The following is a 25,404-nucleotide window of genomic DNA, read 5'->3' on the forward strand; positions in this document are numbered from 1 at the left end:
GCGGCACCGGATCCTGCAGCGTCGCATCCCACGCTGCCGGCATGGCGGACGGCGGCAGGGGAACCTGCGGGTGAGCACCCGGCATTGCGTGGGCGTTTGAAGACGACGGCGGCATCGGCACTTGACCCTGCGTCATTGTCACGCGAGGCTTTCCGCAGCGTGCGCAGAATCTCGCGTCGGCTGGATTGCCGTTTCCGCAGTATTGGCAGAGCCACATTGTCGTCTCCTCTCCTCACCTTCGGATTCTCACGCCACGAATCCGCCACTATTCATGCCGCGGAAACGGGCGGGACCGCTCACGTTCACATCGTAGAACGGTTCCGCCCGTCACACGCTGCCGGATTATCGGCTCGGCTGCGCCAAGCTGTCAGAGCTCAGGCTCGTGACCGTTCGCGACGATCATGCACCCTGACGAACACGCATCCGGCTCCTGCCAGTGCCGCGATCGCCATGACGCTGAGCGGCAGCGTCGCGTCGGCGCCGGTGCGGGCGAGGCCGCGGCCGTTCGCCGCCTGCTTCTTCGTGTCGCTCTTGGTCGCCGACTTGTCGGTTCCGAGCGTCGTACCGCCCTTCGCTGCGGCTTCGAGCCGGGCCGCCGCGGCCTTGGCGTCCGCGAGCACCCGGTCGGCGTCAGCCTTCGCCTTGCTGGCCGCATCGTAGTCGCGCTGCGCCTTGTCGAGCGCGGCCTTGGCGGCGTCGTCCGCCGACTTTCTGTCAGCGAGCGCCGTTTCGGCCTGCCGGTAGGCGTCTTCCGCATCCTTGAGTTCGGCGTTCGCCTTGTCGAGCGCGGCCTTGGCCGTCTCGGGGTCGAGCGCCTGCTGCGCGGCGACCGCCTGGTCGTATCGCTGCTGCGCCTGCTTCACGGCGGCTTCGGACTGCTCGGCCGTCTTCTGCTTGTCGGAGAGCGTCTTGGCGGCAGCGTCCGCGGACTGTTGCGCCGCGTCGAGGGCCTGCGTGGTCTTGGCGAGCGCGGCCTGGGCGTCGGCGAGCGCCTGCTGCGCCTGCTTGAGCGCTTCGGACTTGTCGGCGTTTGCGGCCACTGCGTCGTCGTAGGCCTTTTGGGCGGCGGCGAGCCGCTTGTCGGCTGCGGCGAGTGCGTTGTCCGCTGACTCGCGTTCCTTGGTCGCGGCGGCTGCGGCGGTCTTGGCTTTGGCGAGTTCGTCGGCGGCGGTCTTGGCCGTTGCCGCGGCTTCGTCCGCCTTCTTCTTGGCTGTCTGGTAGATGGATCCGGCGTTCTTCAGCGAGCTGATATACGCGGCGAGCTTCGTGTTGTACTCGTCGACGGTCATATCGGCGTTCAGGCGGAAGCTGAAGTTCTGCGAGTCGACGCGTATGATGCCGGTTCCGGAGGCGACGGCGTTGCCGATGGCCGTGCTGTTCGGGTTGATGATGTTCTGGTAGTGGCCGGTTTCCATGTAGTCGTGGTTGCCGGAATCCCAGATCTTCTTCTCCTCGTAGTACCAGCCGTCGAGCGGATCGTCGTAGCCCCATGCGAGGTTCTGCGAGCCGGGGCTGGGCACGAAGTCGTGGCCGAACCCACCGTCGAATGCGTTGTAGTCGGCGATGACCTGCGCCCATGCGGCGATCTCGGCGTTGTAGCCGAGCTCCTTGAGGCCGATGCTCTTGCGGATGTCGTTGGTCTCCTTCATGACCGCGCCCGCCTTGACCATGTTGTCGAGGGAGGTGGCGGAGCTGGCTTCGCCGAGTTTCATCCAGCTTTTGCCGGCGACCTTACTGTCGGAGTAGACGGCCACGGCGGAGTCAAGTCCCAGTGACTTGAAGAATCCGGGGGCGCCTTGCTTTTGGCGTTCGGCGGCGGTGTCGGCGTCCTGCTTCTTGGCGTCGGCGTCCTGCTTCGCCGCAGTCGCCGCGGCCGCGGCCTTGTCCGAGGCGGTCTGCTTGCTCGCGACCTCCTTGTTGGCCGCCTGTTCCTTTGCCCCGGCCTGCTGCTGACGCTGCTTCGCCTGGGCTTGCGCCTGCTTGGCGGCGTCGAGCTCCTTGGTGAGGCCTTCGGGGATGCCGAGCGCCTTCTGCGCGTCATCGACCGCCTTCTGTGCCTTGTCGCGGTCGGCTTGCGCTTGGGCCTGAGCGGCCTGGGCGGCGGCGAGACGGGTCGCCGCGTTTTCGGCCTGCTGACGGGCCTCGTCCACGGCGGCCTGCGCCCGGCTCAGCTTGTCCTTCGCGGCCTTCACCGCAGCCGCGGCGTCGTCCACGGCCTTCTGGGCCTGCTCCTTGGCCTGCGGGTCGGAGGACTTGTCATAGTTCTCCTGCGCCTTGCGCTGTGCCTCCTGCGCGGCGTCGAGACGTCGCTTCGCCGCGTCGTGACGCTGCTGCTCGTCGCGCAGCGCCTGTGCGGTCTTCTGCCGTTCCGCCTTGGCCTTGTCCAACGCCTGCCGTGCCTGCTGCAATGTTGCCGCCGCCGCGTCGGCCTTCTGCTGTGCCGCGGGCACGCCGGCCAGCTTCTGCGCGTCTCCGGCTGTCGTGATGCTGCGCGACAACGTGGCCTGGCTGCCGGTATCGGCATGGTTCGTTTCGCCTTCCGCAGCCAACGCGGTCTGCGGCATCATGATGCTGCCTGCGACGATGGCTCCGGCGATCAGCGTCGTGCCGATGGTGCTTCGGCCTGTCCTGTTCGTCGCTCCTGACTTGTTCATCGCTCCTGACTTATTCATCATTGTGTGCTCCTTGCTCTGCTCCGGGACGTCATATTGTCCAGAGCGGGGCCGCCGTCCCGTCTCTCACGGCCCCGCCTGCACAGGGTTCAACCGGACAACTTGCCAACACCGCCGAAAACCGTTGGAAACATCGGCGTGTCGCACTATCCAGCGTACTGTACTGGAGGCGTTTATCAGATCGTGCCGTGACCGGCGTAGATCACATCGCCCACCTGTTCGGCGGCCTGCTGCCGGTCCGGGAACCAGACCCCACCGTCTATGCTGCACTCGCCTCGGAGTCCCTTGACCTCGAAGGTGCGTTCCACGAACCGTGCGCATTGCACGCTTTTGTCGCTGACGTACATGCAGGTCCATTCGTCATCGGTGCGGCCGCCCCGGCGGAATTCGGCGACGGTTCCGGTGACCTTCGCATCGTAGGTGATCAAGAAGCGTCCGTCATCGTCCGGGGACTTCTCATAGGAGGTGATGGTCGGCTGAACGTCCGACACCTGATATCGGCAGGCGTAGGGAATGCTGTCTCCGACGATCAGCGCATAGGATTCGCCGTCGAGATACAGCTTGTTCAGCTGATTGCACATATCCAGATCGTCAATGTCCTTGGCGATGCCTTTGTGTATGTCCCCGTCGGTCTTGATGCGGTCGTCCGCCGTGAAATCGCCGAGGTGCTCGGCGATCGTCTCGTCCAGATAGTCGGCCGATGCATCGCTGGCGGTCACCGTGAACTTCCACGAGCCGGAATACCAGTTCCCGCTTGTGTGCGCCCGGTAGACGCCGGGTGCCAGAAGATACCCTTGACGGTTGACGTCGGTCTTTTTCCCGCCGACGGTCACCCCATCCGTCATCACTTTGCGGAACAGCTTCGGATTGATCGCCTTCCATGTGCCGTCCGCATCGCGGCTCATGTTCAGATCGGTGCGGTACTGCTTGCCGGCGAGCGTGTACGAGACAGGGACCGTGCGCATGTCCCGGTCGCCTTCGGATTTGCCGACGACGACATCGGCGATCGGAATCTCCGGCTTCGCGTCGAGAAAGTCGTGCTCGGCTCCTCTGTTCAACGCGCTGGTGTCGAGTCTCGCCTTGACGCTGCCGACGTTGCCCGATTGCGCGGCGTCCATGATCATGCGGGCGCTCGCCTGTGCATCGTCGCTGCCGCATCCGGCAAGCGGCATCACCATGGCGAACGCCGCAGCGGCGGCGACGATCATCTTGCGAATGTTCATGACAGTCTCCTTCCCTCGTGCCACTGCACTGTGTAATAGTGTGTGTTGTGCAGTGGTGTGTGCTGTCATCAGGTTCAACCGGACAACTCACACCGCGACACGCCGATGGCCACAAGAAGGAAACGGAAGGTCGGCTACAGGCGTCCGCCGCCGCGGCCCAGATCCTGGGAGTAGCGGCACAGCGGGAAGCCGGTGCACCCGTAGAAGCGGCGTTCCGGGTCATTGTGCGCGGCACGCACGGCCAGCGCCTCGCCGCAGAGCGGGCATTGCGGCTGCAACGCCACACGGCGGAAGATGTTCGGGCACACGTCATCGCGCAGCTCGTACATGAACCGTGACGGCCGATGCTGGTCCACCACGATGAACAGCTTCTTGACGCACCGGGTCATGGCCACGTAGAACAGGCGACGCTCTTCGGCGTGCGGGTAGCTTTCGGATTCGGGCAGCAGCAACGTCAGCAACGGCTCGTCGGGGATCATGCTGGGGAAGCCCTTCACACCGCCCGACGTGCATAGCAGGAACACGTAGTCGCGCTGCAGTCCCTTGGCCGCGTGCACGGTCATGAACACGATGTCCATCTCCGGTTTCTCGCGGAACGTGACGCTCATGCCCTTGCCGTCGGCCGCCTTACGGATGTCGAACAGGCCGCCGCCGTATCGCGCGATGAGTTCGAGGTCGCTGCGGTAGCGGCCGAGCAGCATGACCGACGCGGCCTTCGGCAGTTTGCGCAGCTGCTCGACGACCGCGTTGAACCGGTCTTCATCGGTTTTGCCGGCGAGCGCCTTGATGGAATGGTCGGTCTTGTCGCTCGTGCTGACAAGCCGCTTGCGGTAAAGGTGCGGGTCCTTCATGATGAACGCGCCGCTCGCCTCGATGAGGCTGGTCTTGAACCGTCTGGTGGTGGTGATGCGGAACATCGTCGTGGCGCCCCACTGCGACCAGATACGGTCGAAGCCGAGGATGAGGCTGATGTCGCTGCCGGCGAACCGGTAGATCGACTGCCAGTCGTCGCCCACGCAGAACAGCGAGAAGTCGTGCTGCTCGCGCAGCGCGCGGATCAGCTCGTAGCGCGGGCGAGACATGTCCTGGTATTCGTCGATGAGCACGTAACGGAACCGGTGATCGTAGCGGCCTTCGCGCACGCATTGCGCGGCCTGCGTGATCATGCCGGGGAAGTCGATGCCCTGCGTCTGCGCCATGCGCTGCAGGTACGCGTGGTAGAGCGGTTCGACGAGGTCGAGCATGTCGCAGTTGCGGCCGGTGTGCTCCGCTCCGTAGCGGCGGTTGAGCTCGCGCATGGCGGCGATGTCCAGCCCGTTCGAGCGCATGTGCCGGATGATGGTCAGCGCCGTGGACGTCAGCTGTTGCACGCACTGTTCGTACGCGCCGCCGGCGAGGTGCTCCGGCTGGGACCTGCCGTCGCGCTGGCTGTCGGCGTGCAATTGCTCGCCCATGTGCTTGAGCGCGCGCAGGCGGTATCGCAGGTCGTTATGGCACTGCGCGTCGAACGCCTGCCTGATGACCTGGTTGGCGTCGCCGTCGCTTATCACGTTCGTCTTGGCGAGGGACGCGCTGCGGCAGATTTCGAGGCCGAGGCTGTGGAACGTGCCGGAATGGACGTCCTCGCCGGTCTGTTTGCGGATGCGCGCCGACATTTCGTCCGCCGAGGCGCGTGTGAACGAGAGCACGAGGATCTCTTCGGGTTTGGCGCGTTTCGTGGCGAGCAACCATGCGACGTATCCGGTGATGGTGGTGGTCTTGCCGGTTCCGGCGCCGGCGAGCACCAGCGTGTTGTGTCCGGCGCCGACGATGGCCGACAGCTGTTCGTCGCTCAGCTCGTGGCCTTCGACCTTGCCGAGGATGCCGCGCGCCGTGGCGAGCACGTTCGTCGGCAGTTGCGGCTGCGACTGCAGCGTGGGCGTATCGACGTCGGCCATGCGCTGCCGATGGAACCGTTCGGCTGCTGCCGCTGCGGCTTGCAAGGCTTGAGCGGACCTCGCGGAGGAGCCGGCGTTGCGACTCGCCGTTGTCTGCGCGGTGGGACGCCTTGGTCGCCACGCCGCGTCTGCAGTGTGCTGCGGCTTCGGTGAAGGCGTTGTGGTCCGTGGCGCTGCCGCTGTAGGGAATGTCGTGGCGAGAAACGCGGCATCGGACGGCGCCATATCCGCCGACGTCCGCACGACCGGCGTTGCCGACGTCCTTTGACGGGACCTCTGGGCCGTGGGTTCGGAAGCCGACGCCGCTTGCTTGGGAACATCCTGCGGTTGTGCGGAGAACAACCCTCGCAGCCGATCGAACAGTCCCATGCCCACGCCTCCCTGACTTCCCGTCGCCGAGCTCATTGCCGGAGGCCATTGTACCCGACCGCAGGCCGGGCGCAGGCGACGCCGTACCCTGCGGTCAGCCCCACAGGTGCACGGGGTCGGCGATGTGCATGGTGCCGCCGTCGGCCTTCTGCTGGGCGCGGTTGACCTTCTCCCACGCCTTCTCCCAGTTGTTCTCCTCCGCGGCGTAACCGGGGTACGGTTCCCTGCCGTAGGCTTCCCAGTCGAAGATTTCGTCTACGCTGACCGGCCGGGACGGCTGGAACGTCTCGGTGAGGCCCTCGGGGATGGGGACGGTGTAGGTATCAAGATCGCTTTCCATTTCGGTCGGATCATCGAAGATCACCGTCGACTTCTTGGGCGCCCGCTTCCCGTTCTCGGCCTGACGCGACATCGCCCTCTCCAGTGATTCCCGTGACATGACAGTCTCCTTTCGCTGTGCCGGCCGCCCGTTGCGCCCGGATCGTTTTCGCTGTCACCAGGTTCAACCGGACAAGTCGCTCCGCGACACGCCGAAGACGGGAATCAGTTGCGCACCATGACGAATTTGGCGGTGCCGAAACGTCCGCTGGCGCTGCTCGCGGCGCTGACATACGTCGGCAGACCATCGGTATCCTCGACAAGATCCTCCACCTTGCAGGTATACGAGGAGCAGCCTCCCCCGACGGTATTCAGCGCCGCCCGTTCGACCGGCATCGTCGAGACATCGTATTCCACGCGGCCATCCCAGTATGCGCGCAGCCTCGGCACATCCTTGGTGTCGTAATACATCATCCAGCTGCCTGGCTCCAGCAACGGCGCCAATCGACGTACGATGACCGCCCTCGACGCACGAGAATGCCTGTACAGTCGTTGCGCCCATCGGGCATTGGCGTTGTTATCCCGCGTGTCTTCCAGCAGGGAATCCGGCAGCAGGGCCTTGGACGCGAACATGTTGCACGCGGTCTCCTCGGCCTCCTTGGCCTCTCCCCGGTCGGTGAACAGGCACAGTTCAACGCGCAGATCGTCTCGCTCACGTTGCAGGTAGTGGCCCAGCTCGTGCAGCAGCGTGAATGTCATGCGCCGATAGAAGGCGTAGGCCACGACGAGTGTGGCGCGGCCGTCCGCCCTTGCCTTGCACGGCAGATACAGGCCGGACAGATCGCCGCCTTCATCCACTTGCGCACTATCGCTCGTATACCCTTCGCTGTCGCTCAGCCGCTCCACCTTCTGCACTACAAGACGGCCTCGCCAGTGGCTGGCGATTCTCGAAATGCAGTTTTCACTCAGGCAATCGGCCTCAAACGTCTTGGGATGCGAGGAGCGGGCAGCCTCCAGCATCCTATCCGACTGCTCCGCCGCCCATTGTCCAATCATCTCGGTCTCAAATGCCATGCGCCGCCTTACTTCCGTCCGGTGTCGCCGTCAGCCGCCTGCATCAGGGCGCCACGCCACGACTCCCGTCCATGCCCCGTGCGTCGCGCGGCAAGCGCGAAGGCGGACTGCGCGAGGTTGAGCCGTGCGTCGCCTTCCATCCTGGCCGCGTACTGGTCCGCTTCGGCACGCCACCTTGGCTGCTCCACTTCGATGAGCAGATCCTTGGGCAACGTGGACGTGCGCGCAGGGATGTCGTCCAGACTGATGCCGATTCCGGCGAGCGTGCGACGCTGCTTGTCCGTGGCAGGCGTCGTGCGGTCGACGACCGCGGCCGCATCTTCCAGGCTCATGCCCATTTTGCGCATCAGCTCCTTCATGGCGGCGACGCGATCCAACGACACTCCGGCTGAAGCCTTCTGCGGCTCCAGCTGCGGCAGCTCGGCGCACATGTCATGCCAACGGCGAATATGCGCGACCATCTCGTCGTATATGGCCTCATCCATGGAGAAGCGCGGCGACGCTCCCTGCTGCACACGAATCCCATCTGGATGGCCCGAAACGAATATGCGCATGTCGGACTCGGCGAATTCACCGGCCGGCTTGGCCAGCAAGCGTACCGGAATCTCGGTGGTCAGCGCCGGCCACGCGACCATCGGCAGCCCGAGGGGCGTATCATGCAGCATGATGAGCGAATCCCGTGTCTGCACATCCAGGTCGCCATCCATCGGCATGGCGACAACGGTGCGCTCATCGGCGCCGACACTCACGATCGCGACGTATGCCGCATACCCTTCGTGCCGTGCGACCCACAGCTGGTTCGGTCTGACGCCCTCTTCGAATACCTGCCGTCGATAATCGTCGGAGTTGTTGCGGATCATCTGCTTGGGGATGACGAAATCGCCCGCGATCGCGCGGAAACGCTCGTATGCCTGTTGTTCCTGTGCTGTACGTGTCATCATGTCCTCACTCGTCATCCTCGCCGGAGACGCCTTGCAGGGCGCCCCATCCGGTTCCGTCACTGTTCATCAACGCTTCCCATCCGTCCCCGGACACCGTGGTCTCCGAGACGACGTATCCTTTGCGTCTGGCGACTATCCGGGTCAGATCCATGAGCGTCAGCGTGCCCTGTGCCGCAAGCAGCACTTCGTGGAGCAGATGCTCGACCTCGCCGGGCGCCCCGATGTTGGGAGCCCTCTTCGACCCGTACCGTTCCTTGTACTCCTTGAGCGGGCATTGCGCCGCCACCTGCTCCAATCGCAATTCGGGCGCAGTGGAGGGTGATGTTCCGCCGCCGGTAAGTCCCCACACGTTGTTGCCGTGCAGCACGAACCTGTCATCGTCCTTCAGACGGCGTCTGACGGATTCTGACAGCGGCTGCAACGGATTGCCCGCCATCAGGTGGCCGTGCATCCATTTGATCATCATCGTCTTCAGGTAGGCGAACAGCTCCTCGTCCGTTTCGCACTTCTTGTCGATGATGGCGTTCACTCGAGGCGTGGGATCGATGACCGTTCCGTCCTCGCCAAGGGTGGGGCCTAGCTTGTCCGCCCAAAACTCGCCGATGCAGTCCTCGGCGTATTCCGCCGGAGTCCGCCCATGCAGCTCGATGACCTGCTTCTTCACCACGGAAGTCATGAGTCGAAGCAACGCAAAATAGAGTTCTTCCTGGAAACGAGCTTCCTTGCCGCTACGCCACAGTTCATGCAGTGTCATGTCGTCCCCTGCCAATGCCCCTCCTTCGTGAGCCCATATGCCCTCGAGTGTAGCACGGGAGTTGGCGGCGGATCCGACATGGCCGCATGACACCGCGGCCTGGCGCGTCAGGCGCGAAATCGCCGGTCGTCTGCGCAGACCATGACCATGCAGCGTATCTGTCATCGCGGCTCCTTTCCAAGTCGGCTGTCAGGTTCGCGTGGCATCGATGATGCCGCGCCTGTCTCATGGTGTTCACTGATATCAACCGGACAAGTCACCGCGCGACACGCGGTAGGAGCCGCCGTCTCACACAGCCAGCACCCAGTACAGCAAGAGGGCCGGCCCTTTCGGGAGCCGACCCTCTTGTCCGTCATGCAACGATCTGGCTGAGCCGCCCTCGGCTTGTCAGCCCGTCAGCCCTTGACGTAGCCGCCGTCGACGATGAGGTTCTGGCCGGAGACCGCGCGGGAGAGCGGGGAGAGGAAGAACAGGGCGGCGTCGGCGAGCTCCTGCGGCGTGGTGACGTGGCCCAGCGGCGTGGACTGGGCGATGATGTCGAACACGGCGTCGGGCGTGGCGCTGCTCGCGTCCGTGGTGCGCAGCAGGCCGCCGGAGACCATGTTGACGGTCACGTTCCTCGCGCCGAGCTCCTGGGCGAACGTGCGGGTGACGGCGAGCAGCGCGCCCTTGGCGGCCGTGTAGTCGTGGTAGGGCACGACCGGGTTCTGGAACAGGTTGGTGCCGATGTTCAGCACACGGCCGTAGCCGGCCTCCTCGAAGCCGGGCAGTGCCTGCTGGATGACCGTGACCGAGCCTTTGACGGCGCCGAGCAGCTGGTGCTCGAAGTCGCTCCACGTGATGGTGTCGGCCTTCGGGCGGTCGTCGCCGTTGAACGAGAAGCTGACGAGCGCGTTGTTGACCACGCCGGTGATCGGACGGCCGAGCGCGGCGCGGGCGTCGGCGAACAGCCGCTTGACGTCCGCCTCGTCGGTCACGTCGGCCTGGATGGCGGTGATCTGGCCGGGGAACTCGGCTTCCAGCGCCTTGGCTCGCGATTCGCTGTGCAGGTAGTCGACGACCACGTGGGCGCCGGCCTGCACGGCGGCGCGCGTGATGGCCTCGCCCAGTCCGCGGGCGCCGCCGGTGACGAGGATGGTCTCGCCGTTCAGGAAGCCGTTGATGGCGCTGCTGGTGTTCGGATCGGTCATGGTCATTCCTCCAATGGGCCGTACGGCCCGGCCGGTTCGTTGTGTTCCGCTGGCGGGAGGGATGGCGTGCGTCTGGACCGTTCCGTCGAATCTGGCGGTGGCTCGCGGTGTCGCGCATCGCTTCCCTACGCGAGCATTGCCTCACAGGTTCGAAGGGTCCCACCACGTGGTCTCAGCGATCGCATCGCTCCCCCAGCTGCCGCCCAGTCTATCGAAGGACGCGGCGGAAAGGAAGAGCCGGGAACACAATGAGACATGCGTCACATGGCCAAACGGCAGGTGGCAGCCGGCCATTGACATCGTCTGGTACCGTCGCGAGGAATGGCTGCCACGTAGTTATGGGCATTCGCTCACTCGCCGATGCGACCCCATTCCTGGATGGCGAAGCGGGGCGGGATCTCGCCGTTGTTGAGGTAGCGTTCCATCTCGTCCTCCGGGCTCATGCCGGTCATCTCGTCGACGAGGAAGCCGAGGTTGAGCGCGAAATGACGCGGGCAGTAATAATACGTGTCCACCTCAAGGTTGCCCGGATCTTTCGGCAGCGCCTTGATGTAGTACTCCGGCTGTTCGCGGCACCCGTAGTCACGCCGCTTGCCCACGCCGTACACGTTGGCGAAGTCGTCGTCTTCGTCCGCGTAGCCGCCCTCCTCGTACACGCAGTGGATGCCGTCGCCGTGGTCATCGTCGTCATCGTCGATGGGCGGCAGTCCGGTACCGTCGTCGGAGAACGTCTGCAGCACGTCGTCCAGATAGACGACGCCCGGCAGTTTCATCTCGAGCGGCGCATGGTCGCCGAATCCGGTCGCGCGGCGGCGAGTGACCGCGGTCGGACCGCCGAACATCGCGGTGTCCGTCAGTCCAGCGTCCGCCGGCATGACGTCCAGTGCGGTCAGCGTGTTGCTCATCAGCGTGGTGCTCATCATCGTAGTGCCCATCAGTGCAGCGCTCATCGTTATCGTGTCCTTTGCTTGTGTGTGATTGTGTGTGATATGGAATGTGATGTTGGTCGTCTCGGCTCAGTCGTTCCAGCTGTCCTCTTCGGCGGTGATCGCGCGCAGCCGTTCGATCACCTTGCGTTCGCGGTCGAACTGCGGGGAGTCGCGGATGCCGATCTGCTGCTCCAGGTCGGCGCTCCACCGTTCGATGTCGGCCTGCAGCCGTCGCTCGTCGATGCCGTCCGGAGTGTCGTAGCGTTCGTATCCGGTCGAGCTAGGCGCATCGTCCGTCGGCAGCGTGGGCATGGACCTGTTGGTCGGCGTCACGCGGATCATCATGGCGTCCTCCCCACCGTCGACGATGAACTCGATCGTCGCGCCGGGGCACGCGGGCAGCACAATGCCTGTCGTATGTTCGACGAGCGCGTAGCCGCCGCGCAGCGACTCGTCCATGTCGTCGGTGAGCAGATTGTCGCGGCGCAGGGTCTCCAGGTCGAGCACATCCCACAGCTTGGCGATGCGCGTGACAACCGGCGAATCCTCCATGCCGTCGAACGCGTCACGGAACTCCACCTTCATCAGCGGACGAATCAGCCCCGCGCTGAGCCGGTACTGCAGGAACCGCAGGTTGAACTGCAGCCGCTTCGGATACCGCTCGTCACGCACGCGGCATCCCGACAGGTCGGTGTATTCGAACCGTTCCATCGAACGGTTGCTCCACGTGCCGTCGGCTGCCTGCCGCGGGAAGCGGTAGTACATCACCGAAAAGTCGAGCGGCGTCTCGGCGGTGCGCGCGTGGATCATCTTCTCGATTCCCGTCGCGTTGTTCGGATGTCCGATGTGAATCTTCGCGTACATGCGATCCACGCCCGTGGGGACCTCGCCAAAACGCCAGTTCTTCGAAATGTCCATGATGATGCCTCCTGCATTCGTTCTCTTCGGCCTTCTGTTCAATGCCGTTCTTGCTTACACCCGTTTCAACCGGACAACTCCATGGAGTGCGGGCGATATCGGTGTCTTCGGCGTGTCGTGCTGAGCTGCACCGGCCAACCGTAGGCCCCGGACTCCGCTCTCTGACCCGCTTTCGACTGCCGAAACGGGCCCATTCCCGGAGTAACCGGCGAACTCGGCGGCAGTCGGCGGCGGGTGACAATCTGATGCACAGCAATCCGGCGCACCCGGACCAGAACCGATGAAGGAGGCCGTCATGCCCGCATCCCGCAAGCCGTTGATCGGTGTGACCCCGCTGTGGGACGACAAGCTGGAGAGCCTGTGGATGTTGCCCGGCTATTTCGACGGCATCACGGAGGCGGGCGGCATTCCGGTGATGCTGCCGCTGACCGACGACGAGGCGTCCATCGAGCAGCTCGTCGGCTCGCTGGACGGCGTGCTGGTCGCCGGCGGGCACGACATGGGCCCGGACCTGTACGGCGAGGAGCCGGGACCGAAGACCGTGGAGCTGTGCCCCGCGCGCGACCGCATGGAGATGCGGCTGATTCCGGCTGCGTTACGCCACGACAAGCCGTTGCTCGGCATCTGCCGCGGCATCCAGTCGCTGAACGTCGCGCTCGGCGGTACGCTGTGGCAGGATCTGCCGTCCCAGCATCCCGGTGACGTGGAGCATCACGGCAAGCCGCCGTACGACGAACCGGTGCACACCGTGCGCGTGGAACCGAACTCGCCGCTGGCCGCCGCACTGTGGCCGGACGGGGACGGCGATGAACGTTTCGACCGGTTCCACCCGGCAGCCGACACGCTTGCAGTGAACAGCTTCCACCATCAGGCAATCCGCCTGCTCGGCGACGGGCTGAAACCAATGGCCATCGCCCCGGACGGCATCGTCGAGGCCGTCTATGCGCCGGATCGTCGCTTTGTGTGGGCGGTGCAGTGGCATCCCGAGTTCGCGCACAAGGTCGATGCCAACCAGCGGGCCATCTTCTCGGCCTTCGTCGAGGCGGCCGCCAATCAGACACGCTGACGAGAGGAGCCGCGTACGCCCAACGCATCGCGTACCATGGAACGCACGACGGCACACATACCGACACGACGCACATACCGACGACGAGGTGACCGATGAGCGTTCCCCAGCATATTCTCGACATCATGCACTCCACCGACCTGTACATGTGGGAGAGCGGCGAGATCGACGAGGCGCAGACCGCGCAGATGCGGCTGCTGCACCGGCTCAACCTGAGCGAACCGGGCAGCGAGGAGCGTGAACGCCTCATGCATGAGTTCTTCGCCGAGGTGGGCGAAGGCACGCACATCGAGCTGCCGATGCACGCGAACTGGGGGTGCAGCACGCATTGGGGCGCGCACTGCTACGCGAACTTCAACCTCACGCTCGTGGATGACGGAGAGATCCATATCGGCGACCATGTGATGATCGGCCCGAACGTGATCCTGTGCACGACTGGACATCCGATCCGCGCAGACCTGCGCGACCGGTACGCGCAGTTCTCCGCGCCGATCAGCATCGGCCGCAGCGCCTGGCTAGGTGCGAACGTGACTGTGATGCCGGGTGTGACGATCGGCGAGCGCGCGGTGATCGGCGCGTGCAGCCTCGTCACGCATGACATTCCCGCCGACACGGTCGCGTACGGCACGCCATGCCGGCCGGTTCGTGAGATCGGCGAGCGTGACCGGGAGTACTACCGGCCGGGCATGCGGATTCCTGAAGGGATGTAAGGGTGTAGGAGTCGATTCCCCTGGCGGGTGACGCTCCCCCAGTCGGCTCCGCCGACAGCCCCCCTCCACCGAGGGGGCCAAGGAAGCGGGACAGCCGGACCCGCCGACAGCGTCCTGCAATTGCGGACGACCTCGGCCGGCTTAATGCCGGCACTGTTGGGACCGTCATACAGCCGAATCATTGCGGTGCGACAATATCCGGCATGACCACAGCACAGCAGAACACCAACCCCGCACGCTCCACGGAACCGTCCGGCTCGCAGCCGCATCGTCGCACCGTCGCCGACCTTTTCGTCGAGTGCCTCGTCAACGAGGGCGTCGACGTGATGTACGGCATTCCCGGCGAGGAGAACATTTCGCTCATGGAGGCGATCGCCCGCGACGGACGCATCCGGTTCGTGCTCACGCGCCACGAGCAGGGCGCCGGGTTCATGGCCGCCACGCACGGCCATCTGACCGGCCGTCCCGGCGTCTGCCTGGCCACGCTGGGACCGGGCGCCCTGAATCTGACGCTGCCGGTGGCGCAGGCGAACGCGAGCACCACGCCGCTCGTCGCCATCTGCGCGCAGGGCAACGTGGGCCGGCTCTACAAGGAGTCGCATCAGATCGTCGACCTGGTCTCCGTGTTCCGTCCGCTCACGCAGTGGACGTCGATGGTGCTCAAGCCGGAGGCGGTGCCGGAGATGGTCCGCAAGGCGTTCTCCATCGCGCAGCGCAAGCGGCCGGGCGCCACCTGCCTGGTCCTGCCGGAGGATGTCGCCGAAATGCCGGCCCCTGAGGGCGCCCATCCGCTGCCGTTGCCGAAGCCGGTGCATATCATGCCCGCGGACGACACGATCGAGGAGGCGGTCTCGCTGATCCGTGCGGCCAAGCGGCCGATCATCCTGGCCGGCAACGGCGTGACCCGCGCACATGCGGCCGACCGTCTGCGTGAGCTGGCCGAACAGCTGAACGTGCCGGTGGCCACCACGTTCGAAGGCAAGGGAGTGTTCTCCGACAAGCTGGACAACGCGCTCGGCGTGGTCGGGTTCATGCATAAGGATTATGAGAACTTCGCGTTCGACATGGCGGACCTCATCATCGCGGTCGGCTTCTCGATCCAGCAGTTCGACCCGCGCAAGATCAACCCGAACGACGACAAGACGATCATCCACATCAACACGTTCGTCGAGGACACGGACGCGCATTATTCGACGGCGCTCAACATCATGGCGGACATCGACCATACGCTCGCCGCGCTGATCGCACGGCTGCGCGACGAGAAAATCAGCTTCAACGCGGTCGAACCGCAGATCCGCGCGCTGCTGCGTGACGAGCTGGAGTCCTGCGCGCACGATGACGCGTTCCCGATGAAGCCGCAGCGCATCGTGTACGACACGCGCCGTGCGGTGGACGACACGGACGTGACACTGGTCGACACGGGCGCGCTCAAGATGTGGATGGCCCGGCTCTACCCTACGTACGCGCCGAACACGTGCGTGATCGACAATTCGCTGTCCACGATGGCCTGGACGCTGCCGGGCGCGGTCGCCGCATCGTTGGACAATCCCGGCCGTCCGGTGCTGGCGGTGATGGGCGACGGCTCGTTCATGATGAACGTGCAGGAGATCGAGACCGCCGTGCGCGTCGGCGCGCGCATCGTGATCCTCGTGTGGGTGGATGAGGCGTACGGCCTGATCAAATGGAAGATGGACATCCATGACGGCCGGCACGAGTACGTGGACTTCGGCAACCCCGACGTGGTCGCGTTGAGCGCGAGCTTCGGCGCGAAGGGCCACGAAATCGAGAGCGCGGACGAACTGTATCCGATCCTGCATCACGCACTGCGTTCCGGCAGCGGCGTGGACGTGATCGCCTGCCCGGTGGATTACCGGGAGAACATGAAGCTGATCGACAAGCTGGGCGACATCGAGTTCTCGGCGTGAGCGGCGGCATGGCGCATGAATCGGCGGCGCAAGGATGCCCGAACGGCGGAGACATTGCCCGCATGTCCTTGCGCTGGGGGCGCAGTCAGACGAGCACTCCCCCGCGAGCTGACCATTGTCGTAACCGAAGGATGTCCGACGGCCGCCGCCGCATCAGACCGGTCACGATGCCGGCTTCGATGTCGGACCGGCGTCAGTCTCATCGTCCGGCCGGATGGTTCGTCAGGTCGCGTTCGATCCATGCCATGACCAGGTCGGCGAGCCGGTCCACCTCCGTTTCGGTGAGCTCGCGCCCCTGCGGGATGCGATGCCACTTGGCGATGCAGCCACGGCAACAGGTCGCGGTTGCATGCTGCGCGGTGAACACGGGGTGCCCGCGCCACGGTGTCTGCCGGCCGTCATTGCGCGGCTGCGCGTCCCCGACCCGGGCGCGCAGCATGTCGCGGGCGTGCCGGTCGATGGTCTCGCGGCCTTTGGCCCGGGCGTAGGCGCGATCCTTGTCGGTCAGCGCGAACTTCGCGCGGAACGCCGAGTGCGACAGCCGTTCCAGCGTCTCGGCTATCCAACGGCGTTCGTCATCAGTCATGGTTTCGCCGTGCCTCTGCCGCAACGTCGCCGTCTCACGCGCCGGCGTCTCAGGCGTCTCAGATGTTGCCGCGCACATGCTGGTCGGCCCACGACTGCGAGTGCGTGAACGTCGCCGGGTCGGCGCTCACGTTGGCGTGCGGGTCGTCAAGCGCGTCGATGGCGGCGAGCTCGGCGGCGGTCAGGTCGAAGTCGCCGCTGGCGAGGTTCGCCTTCATGCGTTCCACATGCTTCGACTTGGGGATGATGATGCGTCCCTCCTGCGTATGCCAGCGCAGCACCACCTGCGCGGGAGTCACGCCGTGCGCTGCCGCCGCGGCGACGACCGGCTCGGATTCGATGTCCTTGCCGTGGCCGAGCGGGCTGTATGCTTCGACCGCCACGCCGTGCACCTCACAGAACGCGCGGTTGCCCGGCTGGTTGAACCGCGGGTGCACCTCGATCTGGTTGACGGCCGGAGTCTCGCCGGAATCCTCGATGACCGCGCGCAGATGCTCGGGCAGGAAGTTGCTCACGCCGGGCACGCGAATCGCGCCCTCGTCGCGCAGCTTGAGCAGCGCACGCCACGTCTCCTTGAAGAAGCCGGCCGCGGCGAACGGCCAGTGAATCAGGTACAGGTCGATCCGGTCGACGCCGAGGTTGCGCCGCGACCGGTCGAAGGCGACCATCGCGGAATCGTATCCCTGGTCGCAGTTGCGCAGCTTGGTGGTCACCCACACCTTGCCGGCCATGCCGGTCGCCTTCAGCGCGTCGCCGACCTCCTTCTCGTTGTAGTAGGCGGCGGCGGTGTCGATGTGCCGGTAGCCGATCTCGAGCGCCTCTTCGACGGCGCGCTGCGTGTCCTCGGGCGGAATCTGGAACGTGCCGAACCCGATCTGCGGAATCACCGACCCCGCCTTGTCATGCAGTTTGACCTCCAGCGCTCCCCCTGTCGTCTGTTCAACCATCGCAATCCCCTTTCATGCGTCCGTAACGTCACCGTGTGCCGGTGTCGCCATCCATCGTAATACCGGATGGCGCAGGGGGAATATATGGTTCACTTTTTTGCGGCATCCGTTTTTCGGCTTTCGGCACTCCCGAAACGAAAAACCGCTTCAAGTCACGTCCGCACAGTGCCTGCACGGCACGAAACGGGACTTGAAGCGGATTTACGGACGCGGGCGCGCGTCATGGCAGAGCGCTTGAGCCGCGTGTCAGATCACGTGATACTCCTTGAGCAGCGTGGCGATGTCGGTGCCGTCGAGCTTCTTCAGCACCTTGCCCAGCACGGCACGCTCCACGAAGTTGAGCTTCATGTCCGTGACCGGCTTGCCGTCGCGCAGCTTGACGGTCGCGTTGAGCAGGTTGCGCACGTCGTAGACGCTGCCCCACACCTCGGGCACGCCGCGGTCCACGTCGAGCAGCGTGTAGACCGCCTCCATGCCGGTGCGCATGGAATACTCGGTCGTGAAGATCGTGTCGCGCGGGGTTTCGGCGAACTGGCCGAGGAACGCAAAGTTCACGGCGCCGTCGGGCACCACGTCCGGACGGTCGCCGGCGGCGCGCGGCATGAAGAACGCCGTGATGTACGGCATCATGACCGGTACCGTGTTGGCGTGGTTCTTGGAGAGCGCCTCGATCTTGTCGGTCGGCACGCCCATGTGGTAGAGCCACTCCTGGCAGATCTCCTCGCCGGTGCATTCGGTCATCGGCTTCTTCACGTAGTTGCCGGGCTTGTCGGGGAACAGGCCGTACACCCATACGCACAGCTGGTCCTTGGGCTGGTCGCGGAACTGCTGCTGGCGGTTGAGCGTCCAGCTGAGCAGCCAGTTGGAGTCGGTGACGGTGACGATGCCGCCGGTGACCACGTGGCCGGTGAACGGGTCGCGCTTGCAGATGCGCTGGATGTAGGGCGGGATCTCCTTGTCCAAGGTGGTTACGGTGGCGCTCATCCACTTGGTGGCCTGCGGGTCGGAGCAGAACGTGTCGGGGTGCCCGAAGCTCGGATCTTGCTTGGCGATGCGCCGCCACATGTCCCAGCCGCCGCCGGGCTTGATGTCCGGGTTCCACGCGGCCGGCGAATGCTGCGAGCCCATGGTGGAGTTCTCGACGCAGCCGCCGTTGGTGATGAACACGTAGTCGTTCTCGGTCAGGTCGATCGAGGACTTTTCGCCTTCATGGTCGATGTCGATGCGTACGGCGAGCTTCTTGGTGGGCGTGGAGTACGGGTTGCGCTTGAACACGCCGGACGTCGCCTGGATCTTGAGGATCGTGTCCTGGCCGACGCCGGTGTGCTCGCGCTTGGGGCCGTCGCCGCCGCCGACCGCGAATTCGACGTTCTCGACCTTGGTGTTGTAGTGGAATTGGACGCCGTGGCCTTCGAGGTAGGTGACCATCGGCAGGATCATGGATTCGTACTGGTTGTAGCGGGTGAAGCGCAGCGCGCTGAAGTCGGGCAGGCCGCCGATGTGGTGGATGTAGCGCTTGATGTACAGCTTCATCTCGAGGGCGGAATGCCAGTTCTCGAAGGCGAACATGGTGCGCCAGTACATCCAGAAGTTGGAGTTCAGCACCTCGTCGTCGAAGAAGTCGGTGATCGGCTTGTCGTAGAGCTCCTCGTCGGGGGTGAAGAAGAGCTTCATGATCTCCTGCGAGGCCTTGTCCGACAGGCCGAACTTGCCGTTGGTGCCGGCGTCCTTGCCAAGCTCCTTGGTGGCGCGGCACAGCGAATAGTTCGGGTCCTCCTTGTTGAGCCAGTAGTATTCGTCGAGCACGGAGACGTCGGGGTTCTCGATGGAGGGGATGGAGCGGAACAGGTCCCACATGACTTCGAAGTGGTTGTCCATTTCGCGGCCGCCGCGCATCACGTAGCCGAGGCCGGGGATTTCGGCGCCGTCGCACGCGCCGCCGGGTACGGGGTCCTTTTCGAGGATGTGGATGTGCTCGCCGGGCATCTGCGCGTCTCGTACGAGATAGCAGGCCGCGGACAGCGCCGCCAGTCCGGTGCCGATGATGTAGGCCGACTTGCCGTCGACTCCTGCAGGCTTCTTCGGGCGGGCGAACGCCTCGTAGTTGCCGTTGGAATAGTACATGTGCCGCCTCCTTGTGGGTGTGCCGACCGTTTTGCGGGCCGGCAGTCGGGTGCGACGCCCCTGGCGTCGTTTAATAGACATGTTGTCGCATTCTTCTCTTCTCCGCTATAGACAGTACTCGCGGTGTTGGGGAATTACCAGAGTGTCGTCGGAAAGCGGGCCTCGGGACGAACGGCGCTGTCGTTCATCTGCACGCTCCGGTATCCTCGTAAGGCACTGGTTTTGTATGATTCCCAAGGAAAGAAGTGACATCATGGCGTTGACGAAGAAGCAGGTCAAGCAGCTGCGCGCACTGGCCAACCAGCTCAAGCCGCTGCTGTACATCGGCAAGAACGATCTGACGGACGCGGCGGTCAAGCAGGCGTCGGAGACCATGGACAGCCACGAGCTGCTCAAGGTCGCCGTGCAGGATGGTTCAGGCCTGACCGCCAAGGAGGCGGCGGAGAAGCTCGCCGGCCAGATCGGCGCGCAGGTGGTGCAGTCCATCGGCAACCGTTTCGTGCTCTACCGTCGCAGCAACCGCAAGGATATCGAGCACATCGAGCTTGTGCGCGAGTAGCGCACAGCATGCCGGACCGCTACGCTCAGGCGCCGCTCAGGCGGCCCCAACTAGGCGGCTCCGTCCAAGCGACGATGCGGCACCACCCCGATGGCGCCGCTGCATGCCCGCCTGACTCGCATCGCCCGCCCCTCCCCTCGCGTTGCCCTCTCCCTGTCACAGCGGGTAGGTACCCGCTGTGACAGGGAGAGGGCAACGCGGCAGCATCAGCAGCAAGAGCAATGAGCGAAGCTGCATCGAAGCAATCCATTCGATGCCTGGCTGGAACCGGCTATCGCTGTATGGTGAAGGTGCCGGCGTCCCAGCCGTCGGTGCCGGTGATGGCATAGGAGTTCGTATCACGTTGCGTCCACTTGCCGTTCCATCTGGATGACAAGCTACGCATGGCCGATGCACTGGCGGTCAACGAGCCGTCAGCGTTGAACGTGACCGTGGCATCGGCAGAGGCGCCGAACGCGGAGCAGGATATCGACCATGTGCCGACCGGAGACCCTTTATCAAATCCTGCCGGCACGCTCAGCACCGGGTTGAGCGACTGAAGGGTGGATTTCACCGCGCTATCGCTCATGTCATAGTCAAGGAAGTATAGATAGTACCGTACGTTTTCTACGACATCCGAAGAGATTTGCAGACCGCCAAGCGTGTAGTCATAACCGCCATTGACGTTCTTCGACGTCTTGCTGATGGTCGCGGTCACGGTGCCGAGGTATGGAAAAGTCAACGTCATGTTCTTGCCGTGGACGACCAGCGAGGCGTTTTTCCCATCCGAAGAGAACGCGTACGTGCCGTCGAGCTTGGGTTTGGACAGTGTCAGGAACAGGAACGTGCCGCCGGCGATCAACGCCACGACCAACACCGAGATGAGCGTGATAATGAGCGGCTTCTTCGATTTGACGGCAGCAGCTCCCGGAGCGCCGGGAACAGGCAACGGCGCCGGCACCGCATACGCGGGCCCCGGCTGCGGAGCCGACGAAACGCCGGACGGCAACGGCGCCGCAGGCACGGCGGAGACCGGTTTGGGGGCAGCAGCAGGAATCGGGACGTTGACCGCCGCGGCACCGTTGAGCGGCGAACCGCACCCTTTGCAGAACCTGCTGCCATCGGCATTCGCCGTACCACATCGCGAGCAATACATCAGTACCGACCTTTCCCGAGATCATTCTCGGCGAAGCTGCATATGCAAGCCGAGCTTCACAACCCAGCCTGTTTTCTTACACATTGTTGATTCTATACAACGTCAGCTACAAATATGACTGTTTTTCACGCTTGTAGAGAAGCACTGGCAACGCTGCGCACAACCGCCGATCATATCTGTGTCACGCTGCCCGCCCTTGCAGCGTGACACAGATGCGAAACCCTTGGAAACACTGGGGTTTGAGCGGTCCGTCACGCTGCAAGGGCGAGCAGAGTGACGCAGTGCGGCTGACCGACACAACGCCGGCGCAGTGCGACCATGCGTCGGCACCACGCAACATTCACGCAGGGGCCGCGACGCTCACGCAGGGGCCGAGACACGCTCACGCAGGTACCACGACGCTCATGGCGGCGGCGCAGCACCCACGCGCCGGTACCGTAACGCTCACGCGCCTGGCAGGCAGCTGGGCCCGAAGAGGATCTTGATTTCGGCAAAGAGGCTGGTGTCGCGTTTGACGCGGAACCGGTCGCCGAACGTCAGTACCTGCGTGTTGCCCTTGTCGTCCACGATGGCGAGCTTCACCTCGCAGTATCCGGGGTGCCGTTGGATGACCTGCGCGAGCTGCTGCACGTTGCTCTGCCCTAGCGCGTCCTTCGGCAGCATGACGACGAGCGGCCGCTCGTCCGCGGCTTCCAATGTGGGCACCTGCATTTCGGTGGCGCGCAGGCTGACGGTCTCGTCGCGCACTTCGACCTGGCCGCGGATCTGCACCACGGAGTCGACGGCGAGTTCGGCGGCGGCAGCCTCGTACACCTTGCCGAAGAACATGCATTGGATGGAGCTTTCCATGTCCTCGATGGTGACGATGGCCCACGGGTTGCCCTTCTTCGACACGCGACGGTCCACGCCGGTGATCATGCCGGCGAGCGTGACCTGCTGGCCGTCGGGCATGGTGGCGGCGCGGTCGATGAGGTGCGCGATGGACATCTCGCGCAAGCCGGCGAGCACGGCCTGCATGCCGCTGAGCGGATGGTCGGACACGTACAGGCCGAGCATCTCGCGTTCGAAGCCGAGTTTGGTCTTCTTGTCCCATTCCTCGATGTCGGGCACGGAGACGGAGGCGTCGCCCATGGCTTCCGCTCCCCCGTCCTCATCATCGGCGAACAGGTCGAACTGGCCTTCGGCCTGCTTGCGTTTGAGTGCCACCACGGAGTCGATGGCCGCCTGATGCACGGTGAACAGGGCGCGACGGTTCGGGTCGATGGAATCGAACGCGCCGGCCTTGATGAGCGATTCCACGAGGCGCCGGTTGAGTGCGCTCAGGGGCACGCGGCGGATGAAGTCCATGAAGTTGACGTACTTGCCGTGCGAGCCGTTGCGTTCGGCGATGATGTCCTTCACCGCGTTCTCGCCGACGTTGCGGATGGCGCCGAGGCCGAAGCGGACGACGTCGCCGACTGCCGAATACTCGTACACGGATTCGTTGACGTCCGGCGAAAGCACCTGGATGCCCATGCGGCGGGCCTCGCCAAGGTACAGTGCGGTCTTGTCCTTGTTGGTGGCCGCGCCCTGCAGCAGGGCGGCCATGAATTCGACCGGGTAGTGGGTCTTGAGGTAGGCGGTCCAGTAGGAGATCAGACCGTAGGCGGCGGAGTGCGCCTTGTTGAACGCGTAGCCGGAGAACGGGACCAGGATCTCCCAGATCGCCTCGGCCGCCTCCTCGGAGTAGCCGTGCTCCTTCATGCCGGCGAAGAACGGCACCTTCTCCTTGGCCAGCACCTCGGGCTTCTTCTTGCCCATAGCTCGTCGCAGCACGTCTGCCTTGCCCAGCGAGTAGCCGGCGAGGATTCGCGCTGCGGACTGCACCTGCTCCTGGTAGATGATCAGGCCGTACGTTTCGTCAAGCACCTGCTTCAGCGGCTCGTCGAGCTCCGGATGGATCGGCGTGATCTTCTGCAGCCCGTTCTTGCGTTTCGCATAGTTGGTGTGCGAGTCCATCGACATGGGGCCCGGTCGGTACAGGGCGATCAGTGCGGAGATGTCGTTGAAGTTGTCGGGCTTCAGGGTCTTCAGCAGCGAGCGCATGCCGTCGGAATCGAGCTGGAACACGCCGAGCGTGTCGCCGCGTGACAGCAGCTCGTAGGTCGCCTTGTCGTCGAGCGGGATCTTCGTGTACTCGATCGGCTCCTTGCCGTTGTTCCTGATGTTGTTGAGCGTGTCACGGATGACCGTCAAGTTGGAGAGGCCGAGGAAGTCCATCTTGACCAGGCCGAGCGTTTCGCACGTATGGTATTCGAACGTGGTGGTGACGGTGCCGTCGGTGCGTTCCAGCAACGGGGACGTGTCGGTGATCGGCTCGCTACCCATGATGGTGGCGCAGGCGTGCACACCGGTCTGGCGGATCAGGCCCTCGATGCCCTTCGCCTCTTCGGTGATGCGGCGCACGTCCGGGTCGGATTCGTACAGTTCGCGGTATTCGCGGGCTTCGGCGTACCGTTTGGCGGTCGGGTCGAAGATGTCGTGGACGCTGATGTCCTTGCCGCCCGTGGCCGCAGGCGGCAAGGCCTTGGTGATCCGCTCGCCCATGGAGAACTCGTAGCCCATGATGCGCGCCGAGTCCTTGAGCGCCTGCTTGGTTTTGATGGTGCCGTAGATCACGCACTGGGCGACCTTGTCATGACCGTACTTGTCGGCCACGTATTCGAGCACCTTCATGCGGCCTTCGGGGTCGAAGTCCACGTCGATATCAGGCAGGGAGACTCGTTCCGGGTTGAGGAACCTCTCGAAGATCAGACCGTGCTTGAGCGGGTCGAGTTCGGTGATGCCCATCGCGTAGGCGACCATCGCACCTGCGGCGGAGCCTCGGCCGGGGCCGACCATCACACCATGGGACTTTGCCCAGTTGATGTAGTCGGCGACGACGAGGAAGTAGCCGCAGAACTGCATCTGGCAGATCACGCCGCACTCGTAGTCGGCCTGTTTGAGGACCTCCATCGGCGGATTGCCGTCGTAACGCTGCTCCAGGCCCTCTTCGACCTTCTTGAGGAACAGGGAGGTCTCGTCCCAGCCTTCGGGGCAGTCGAACTGCGGCATGAACGCGCCGTCCTCGTGGTCGTCGAAGATCACGTTGCAGCGTTCCGCGATTTCAAGCGTGTTGTCGCACGCCTCGGGCAGGTCGCGGAACAGTTCGCGCATCTCCTCGGCGGATTTGATGTAGTAGCCGGAGCCTTCGAACTTGAATCGGTCCGGGTTGTCGAGCGTGTCGCCGGAGTTGATGCATAGCATCGCGTCCTGCGCGTCCTTGTCCGCCTCCATGACGTAGTGGGAGTCGTTGGTGGCGAGCAGGGGCGCGTTGAGCTTCTTCGCGATGGTCAGCAGGTCGTCCGTGACCTTCTTCTCGATCTCGAGTCCGTGGTCCATGAGTTCGATGAAGAAGTTGTCGCGGCCGAAGATGTCCTGGAATTCACCTGCCGCACGCAGCGCCTCGTCGAACTGGCCGAGGCGCAGTCGTGTCTGGATGATGCCCGAGGGACAGCCGGACGAGGCGATCACGCCTTTCGAGTAGGTGGCGAGCACCTCCTTGTCCATACGCGGATAGCGCATGACGCGGCCTTCGAGGTTGGCGACCGACGACGCCTTGATAAGATTGACGAGGCCTTCGTCGTTCTCCGCCCACATGGTCAGGTGGGTGATCAGGCCGCCGCCGGAGACGTCGTCGCGCTTCTGCGCTTCGGTGCCCCAGTGCACGCGGGACTTGTCCTGTCGCGCGGTCTCGGGCGTCACGTACGCCTCGATGCCGATGATCGGCTTGACTCCCGCATCCACCGCGTTGCGCCACAGCTCGTAGGCGCCGTGCATGTTGCCGTGGTCGGTGATGCCGACCGCCGGCATGCCCAGCTCCTTGACGCGTTTCACCAGGTTGGGGATCTTCGACGCCCCGTCCAGCAGCGAATAATGCGTGTGGTTGTGCAGTTGTACGAAGTTTCCCGTTCCAGTCATGCTCTCCACCCTACCTTATGTCCTGTTCA

At 64.4% G+C, this 25,404-nt stretch carries 19 protein-coding genes; 4 read left to right on the forward strand and 15 right to left on the reverse strand.

What is annotated here, in order from left to right; translation table 11 throughout:
- Window positions 1-374 precede the first annotated feature (374 nt).
- The 10 genes from F7D09_RS05065 to F7D09_RS05110 form a co-directional block, all read right to left on the reverse strand.
- On the reverse strand, window positions 375-2,675 hold the full coding sequence (locus tag F7D09_RS05065) for a CAP domain-containing protein (protein ID WP_152234329.1): 2,301 nt from the start codon (window positions 2,673-2,675) through the stop codon (window positions 375-377).
- 173 nt (window positions 2,676-2,848) lie between these two features.
- Entirely contained in the window at window positions 2,849-3,895 is a 1,047-nt protein-coding gene (locus F7D09_RS05070; protein WP_152234330.1) for a hypothetical protein, read from the reverse strand.
- Window positions 3,896-4,029: 134 nt separating this feature from the next.
- The gene (locus tag F7D09_RS05075; protein ID WP_226835972.1) at window positions 4,030-5,832 is read right to left on the reverse strand and encodes a UvrD-helicase domain-containing protein; all 1,803 of its coding nucleotides are present in this window, start codon (window positions 5,830-5,832) and stop codon (window positions 4,030-4,032) included.
- Between the two features lie 463 nt (window positions 5,833-6,295).
- Entirely contained in the window at window positions 6,296-6,640 is a 345-nt protein-coding gene (locus F7D09_RS05080) for a hypothetical protein (RefSeq protein WP_152234332.1), read from the reverse strand.
- Between the two features lie 104 nt (window positions 6,641-6,744).
- Window positions 6,745-7,593 (reverse strand): ImmA/IrrE family metallo-endopeptidase, encoded by an 849-nt coding sequence (locus F7D09_RS05085; protein ID WP_152234333.1) that lies wholly within the window; start codon window positions 7,591-7,593, stop codon window positions 6,745-6,747.
- 8 nt (window positions 7,594-7,601) lie between these two features.
- The gene (locus F7D09_RS05090; protein ID WP_152234334.1) at window positions 7,602-8,534 is read right to left on the reverse strand and encodes a hypothetical protein; all 933 of its coding nucleotides are present in this window, start codon (window positions 8,532-8,534) and stop codon (window positions 7,602-7,604) included.
- Window positions 8,535-8,538: 4 nt separating this feature from the next.
- A complete protein-coding gene (locus F7D09_RS05095) occupies window positions 8,539-9,288 on the reverse strand; it encodes a hypothetical protein (RefSeq protein WP_152234335.1) in 750 nt (249 codons plus the stop codon).
- A gap of 395 nt (window positions 9,289-9,683) precedes the next feature.
- Window positions 9,684-10,478: a 3-oxoacyl-ACP reductase gene (locus F7D09_RS05100; protein ID WP_152234336.1), complete on the reverse strand. Its 795-nt coding sequence runs from the start codon at window positions 10,476-10,478 to the stop codon at window positions 9,684-9,686.
- A gap of 350 nt (window positions 10,479-10,828) precedes the next feature.
- Window positions 10,829-11,428 carry a hypothetical protein gene (locus tag F7D09_RS05105; protein ID WP_152234337.1) on the reverse strand — a complete coding sequence of 200 codons (600 nt, stop codon included), beginning with the start codon at window positions 11,426-11,428 and terminating at the stop codon, window positions 10,829-10,831.
- A 66-nt stretch (window positions 11,429-11,494) separates the two neighbouring features.
- On the reverse strand, window positions 11,495-12,325 hold the full coding sequence (locus F7D09_RS05110; RefSeq protein ID WP_152234338.1) for a hypothetical protein: 831 nt from the start codon (window positions 12,323-12,325) through the stop codon (window positions 11,495-11,497).
- 295 nt (window positions 12,326-12,620) lie between these two features.
- On the opposite strand from F7D09_RS05110, the gene F7D09_RS05115 reads away from it, so the two are divergent.
- From F7D09_RS05115 to F7D09_RS05125, 3 genes are all read left to right on the forward strand, one after another.
- Complete coding sequence (locus tag F7D09_RS05115; RefSeq protein WP_152234339.1) at window positions 12,621-13,391, forward strand: gamma-glutamyl-gamma-aminobutyrate hydrolase family protein; 771 nt, start codon at window positions 12,621-12,623, stop codon at window positions 13,389-13,391.
- A gap of 95 nt (window positions 13,392-13,486) precedes the next feature.
- The gene (locus tag F7D09_RS05120) at window positions 13,487-14,101 is read left to right on the forward strand and encodes a sugar O-acetyltransferase (protein ID WP_152234340.1); all 615 of its coding nucleotides are present in this window, start codon (window positions 13,487-13,489) and stop codon (window positions 14,099-14,101) included.
- A gap of 203 nt (window positions 14,102-14,304) precedes the next feature.
- Window positions 14,305-16,026 carry an acetolactate synthase large subunit gene (locus F7D09_RS05125; protein ID WP_152234341.1) on the forward strand — a complete coding sequence of 574 codons (1,722 nt, stop codon included), beginning with the start codon at window positions 14,305-14,307 and terminating at the stop codon, window positions 16,024-16,026.
- 199 nt (window positions 16,027-16,225) lie between these two features.
- On the opposite strand, the gene F7D09_RS05130 is transcribed toward F7D09_RS05125, so the two are convergent.
- The 3 genes from F7D09_RS05130 to F7D09_RS05140 form a co-directional block, all read right to left on the reverse strand.
- Window positions 16,226-16,612, reverse strand: coding sequence for a DUF4186 domain-containing protein (locus F7D09_RS05130; protein ID WP_152234342.1), 387 nt, complete (start codon window positions 16,610-16,612; stop codon window positions 16,226-16,228).
- 58 nt (window positions 16,613-16,670) lie between these two features.
- Window positions 16,671-17,558, reverse strand: coding sequence for an aldo/keto reductase (locus tag F7D09_RS05135; protein ID WP_152234343.1), 888 nt, complete (start codon window positions 17,556-17,558; stop codon window positions 16,671-16,673).
- A 246-nt stretch (window positions 17,559-17,804) separates the two neighbouring features.
- A complete protein-coding gene (locus F7D09_RS05140) occupies window positions 17,805-19,682 on the reverse strand; it encodes an oleate hydratase (protein ID WP_152234344.1) in 1,878 nt (625 codons plus the stop codon).
- A gap of 253 nt (window positions 19,683-19,935) precedes the next feature.
- Here F7D09_RS05140 and F7D09_RS05145 point away from each other — a divergent pair, with 253 nt between their 5' ends.
- Window positions 19,936-20,241 carry a YhbY family RNA-binding protein gene (locus F7D09_RS05145; protein ID WP_152234345.1) on the forward strand — a complete coding sequence of 102 codons (306 nt, stop codon included), beginning with the start codon at window positions 19,936-19,938 and terminating at the stop codon, window positions 20,239-20,241.
- A gap of 271 nt (window positions 20,242-20,512) precedes the next feature.
- Here the strand turns inward: F7D09_RS05145 and F7D09_RS05150 are convergent, their stop codons facing one another.
- Both F7D09_RS05150 and dnaE read right to left on the reverse strand, forming a co-directional pair.
- Window positions 20,513-21,376: a zinc ribbon domain-containing protein gene (locus F7D09_RS05150; protein WP_152234346.1), complete on the reverse strand. Its 864-nt coding sequence runs from the start codon at window positions 21,374-21,376 to the stop codon at window positions 20,513-20,515.
- A gap of 444 nt (window positions 21,377-21,820) precedes the next feature.
- The gene (dnaE, locus tag F7D09_RS05155; RefSeq protein WP_152234347.1) at window positions 21,821-25,375 is read right to left on the reverse strand and encodes a DNA polymerase III subunit alpha; all 3,555 of its coding nucleotides are present in this window, start codon (window positions 25,373-25,375) and stop codon (window positions 21,821-21,823) included.
- Between the last annotated feature and the right edge of the window lie 29 nt (window positions 25,376-25,404).

The organism is Bifidobacterium leontopitheci, from assembly GCF_009193355.1.
GTDB lineage: Bacteria > Actinomycetota > Actinomycetes > Actinomycetales > Bifidobacteriaceae > Bifidobacterium > Bifidobacterium leontopitheci.

Coding starts and splice junctions, on each gene's coding strand:
- F7D09_RS05065 (WP_152234329.1), bottom strand. CDS start 2,675: ATGATGAATAAGTCAGGAGCGATGAACAAGTCAGGAGCGACGAACAGG.
- F7D09_RS05070 (WP_152234330.1), bottom strand. CDS start 3,895: ATGAACATTCGCAAGATGATCGTCGCCGCCGCTGCGGCGTTCGCCATG.
- F7D09_RS05075 (WP_226835972.1), bottom strand. CDS start 5,832: ATGGCCGACGTCGATACGCCCACGCTGCAGTCGCAGCCGCAACTGCCG.
- F7D09_RS05080 (WP_152234332.1), bottom strand. CDS start 6,640: ATGTCACGGGAATCACTGGAGAGGGCGATGTCGCGTCAGGCCGAGAAC.
- F7D09_RS05085 (WP_152234333.1), bottom strand. CDS start 7,593: ATGGCATTTGAGACCGAGATGATTGGACAATGGGCGGCGGAGCAGTCG.
- F7D09_RS05090 (WP_152234334.1), bottom strand. CDS start 8,534: ATGATGACACGTACAGCACAGGAACAACAGGCATACGAGCGTTTCCGC.
- F7D09_RS05095 (WP_152234335.1), bottom strand. CDS start 9,288: ATGACACTGCATGAACTGTGGCGTAGCGGCAAGGAAGCTCGTTTCCAG.
- F7D09_RS05100 (WP_152234336.1), bottom strand. CDS start 10,478: ATGACCGATCCGAACACCAGCAGCGCCATCAACGGCTTCCTGAACGGC.
- F7D09_RS05105 (WP_152234337.1), bottom strand. CDS start 11,428: ATGAGCGCTGCACTGATGGGCACTACGATGATGAGCACCACGCTGATG.
- F7D09_RS05110 (WP_152234338.1), bottom strand. CDS start 12,325: ATGGACATTTCGAAGAACTGGCGTTTTGGCGAGGTCCCCACGGGCGTG.
- F7D09_RS05115 (WP_152234339.1), top strand. CDS start 12,621: ATGCCCGCATCCCGCAAGCCGTTGATCGGTGTGACCCCGCTGTGGGAC.
- F7D09_RS05120 (WP_152234340.1), top strand. CDS start 13,487: ATGAGCGTTCCCCAGCATATTCTCGACATCATGCACTCCACCGACCTG.
- F7D09_RS05125 (WP_152234341.1), top strand. CDS start 14,305: ATGACCACAGCACAGCAGAACACCAACCCCGCACGCTCCACGGAACCG.
- F7D09_RS05130 (WP_152234342.1), bottom strand. CDS start 16,612: ATGACTGATGACGAACGCCGTTGGATAGCCGAGACGCTGGAACGGCTG.
- F7D09_RS05135 (WP_152234343.1), bottom strand. CDS start 17,558: ATGGTTGAACAGACGACAGGGGGAGCGCTGGAGGTCAAACTGCATGAC.
- F7D09_RS05140 (WP_152234344.1), bottom strand. CDS start 19,682: ATGTACTATTCCAACGGCAACTACGAGGCGTTCGCCCGCCCGAAGAAG.
- F7D09_RS05145 (WP_152234345.1), top strand. CDS start 19,936: ATGGCGTTGACGAAGAAGCAGGTCAAGCAGCTGCGCGCACTGGCCAAC.
- F7D09_RS05150 (WP_152234346.1), bottom strand. CDS start 21,376: ATGTATTGCTCGCGATGTGGTACGGCGAATGCCGATGGCAGCAGGTTC.
- dnaE (WP_152234347.1), bottom strand. CDS start 25,375: ATGACTGGAACGGGAAACTTCGTACAACTGCACAACCACACGCATTAT.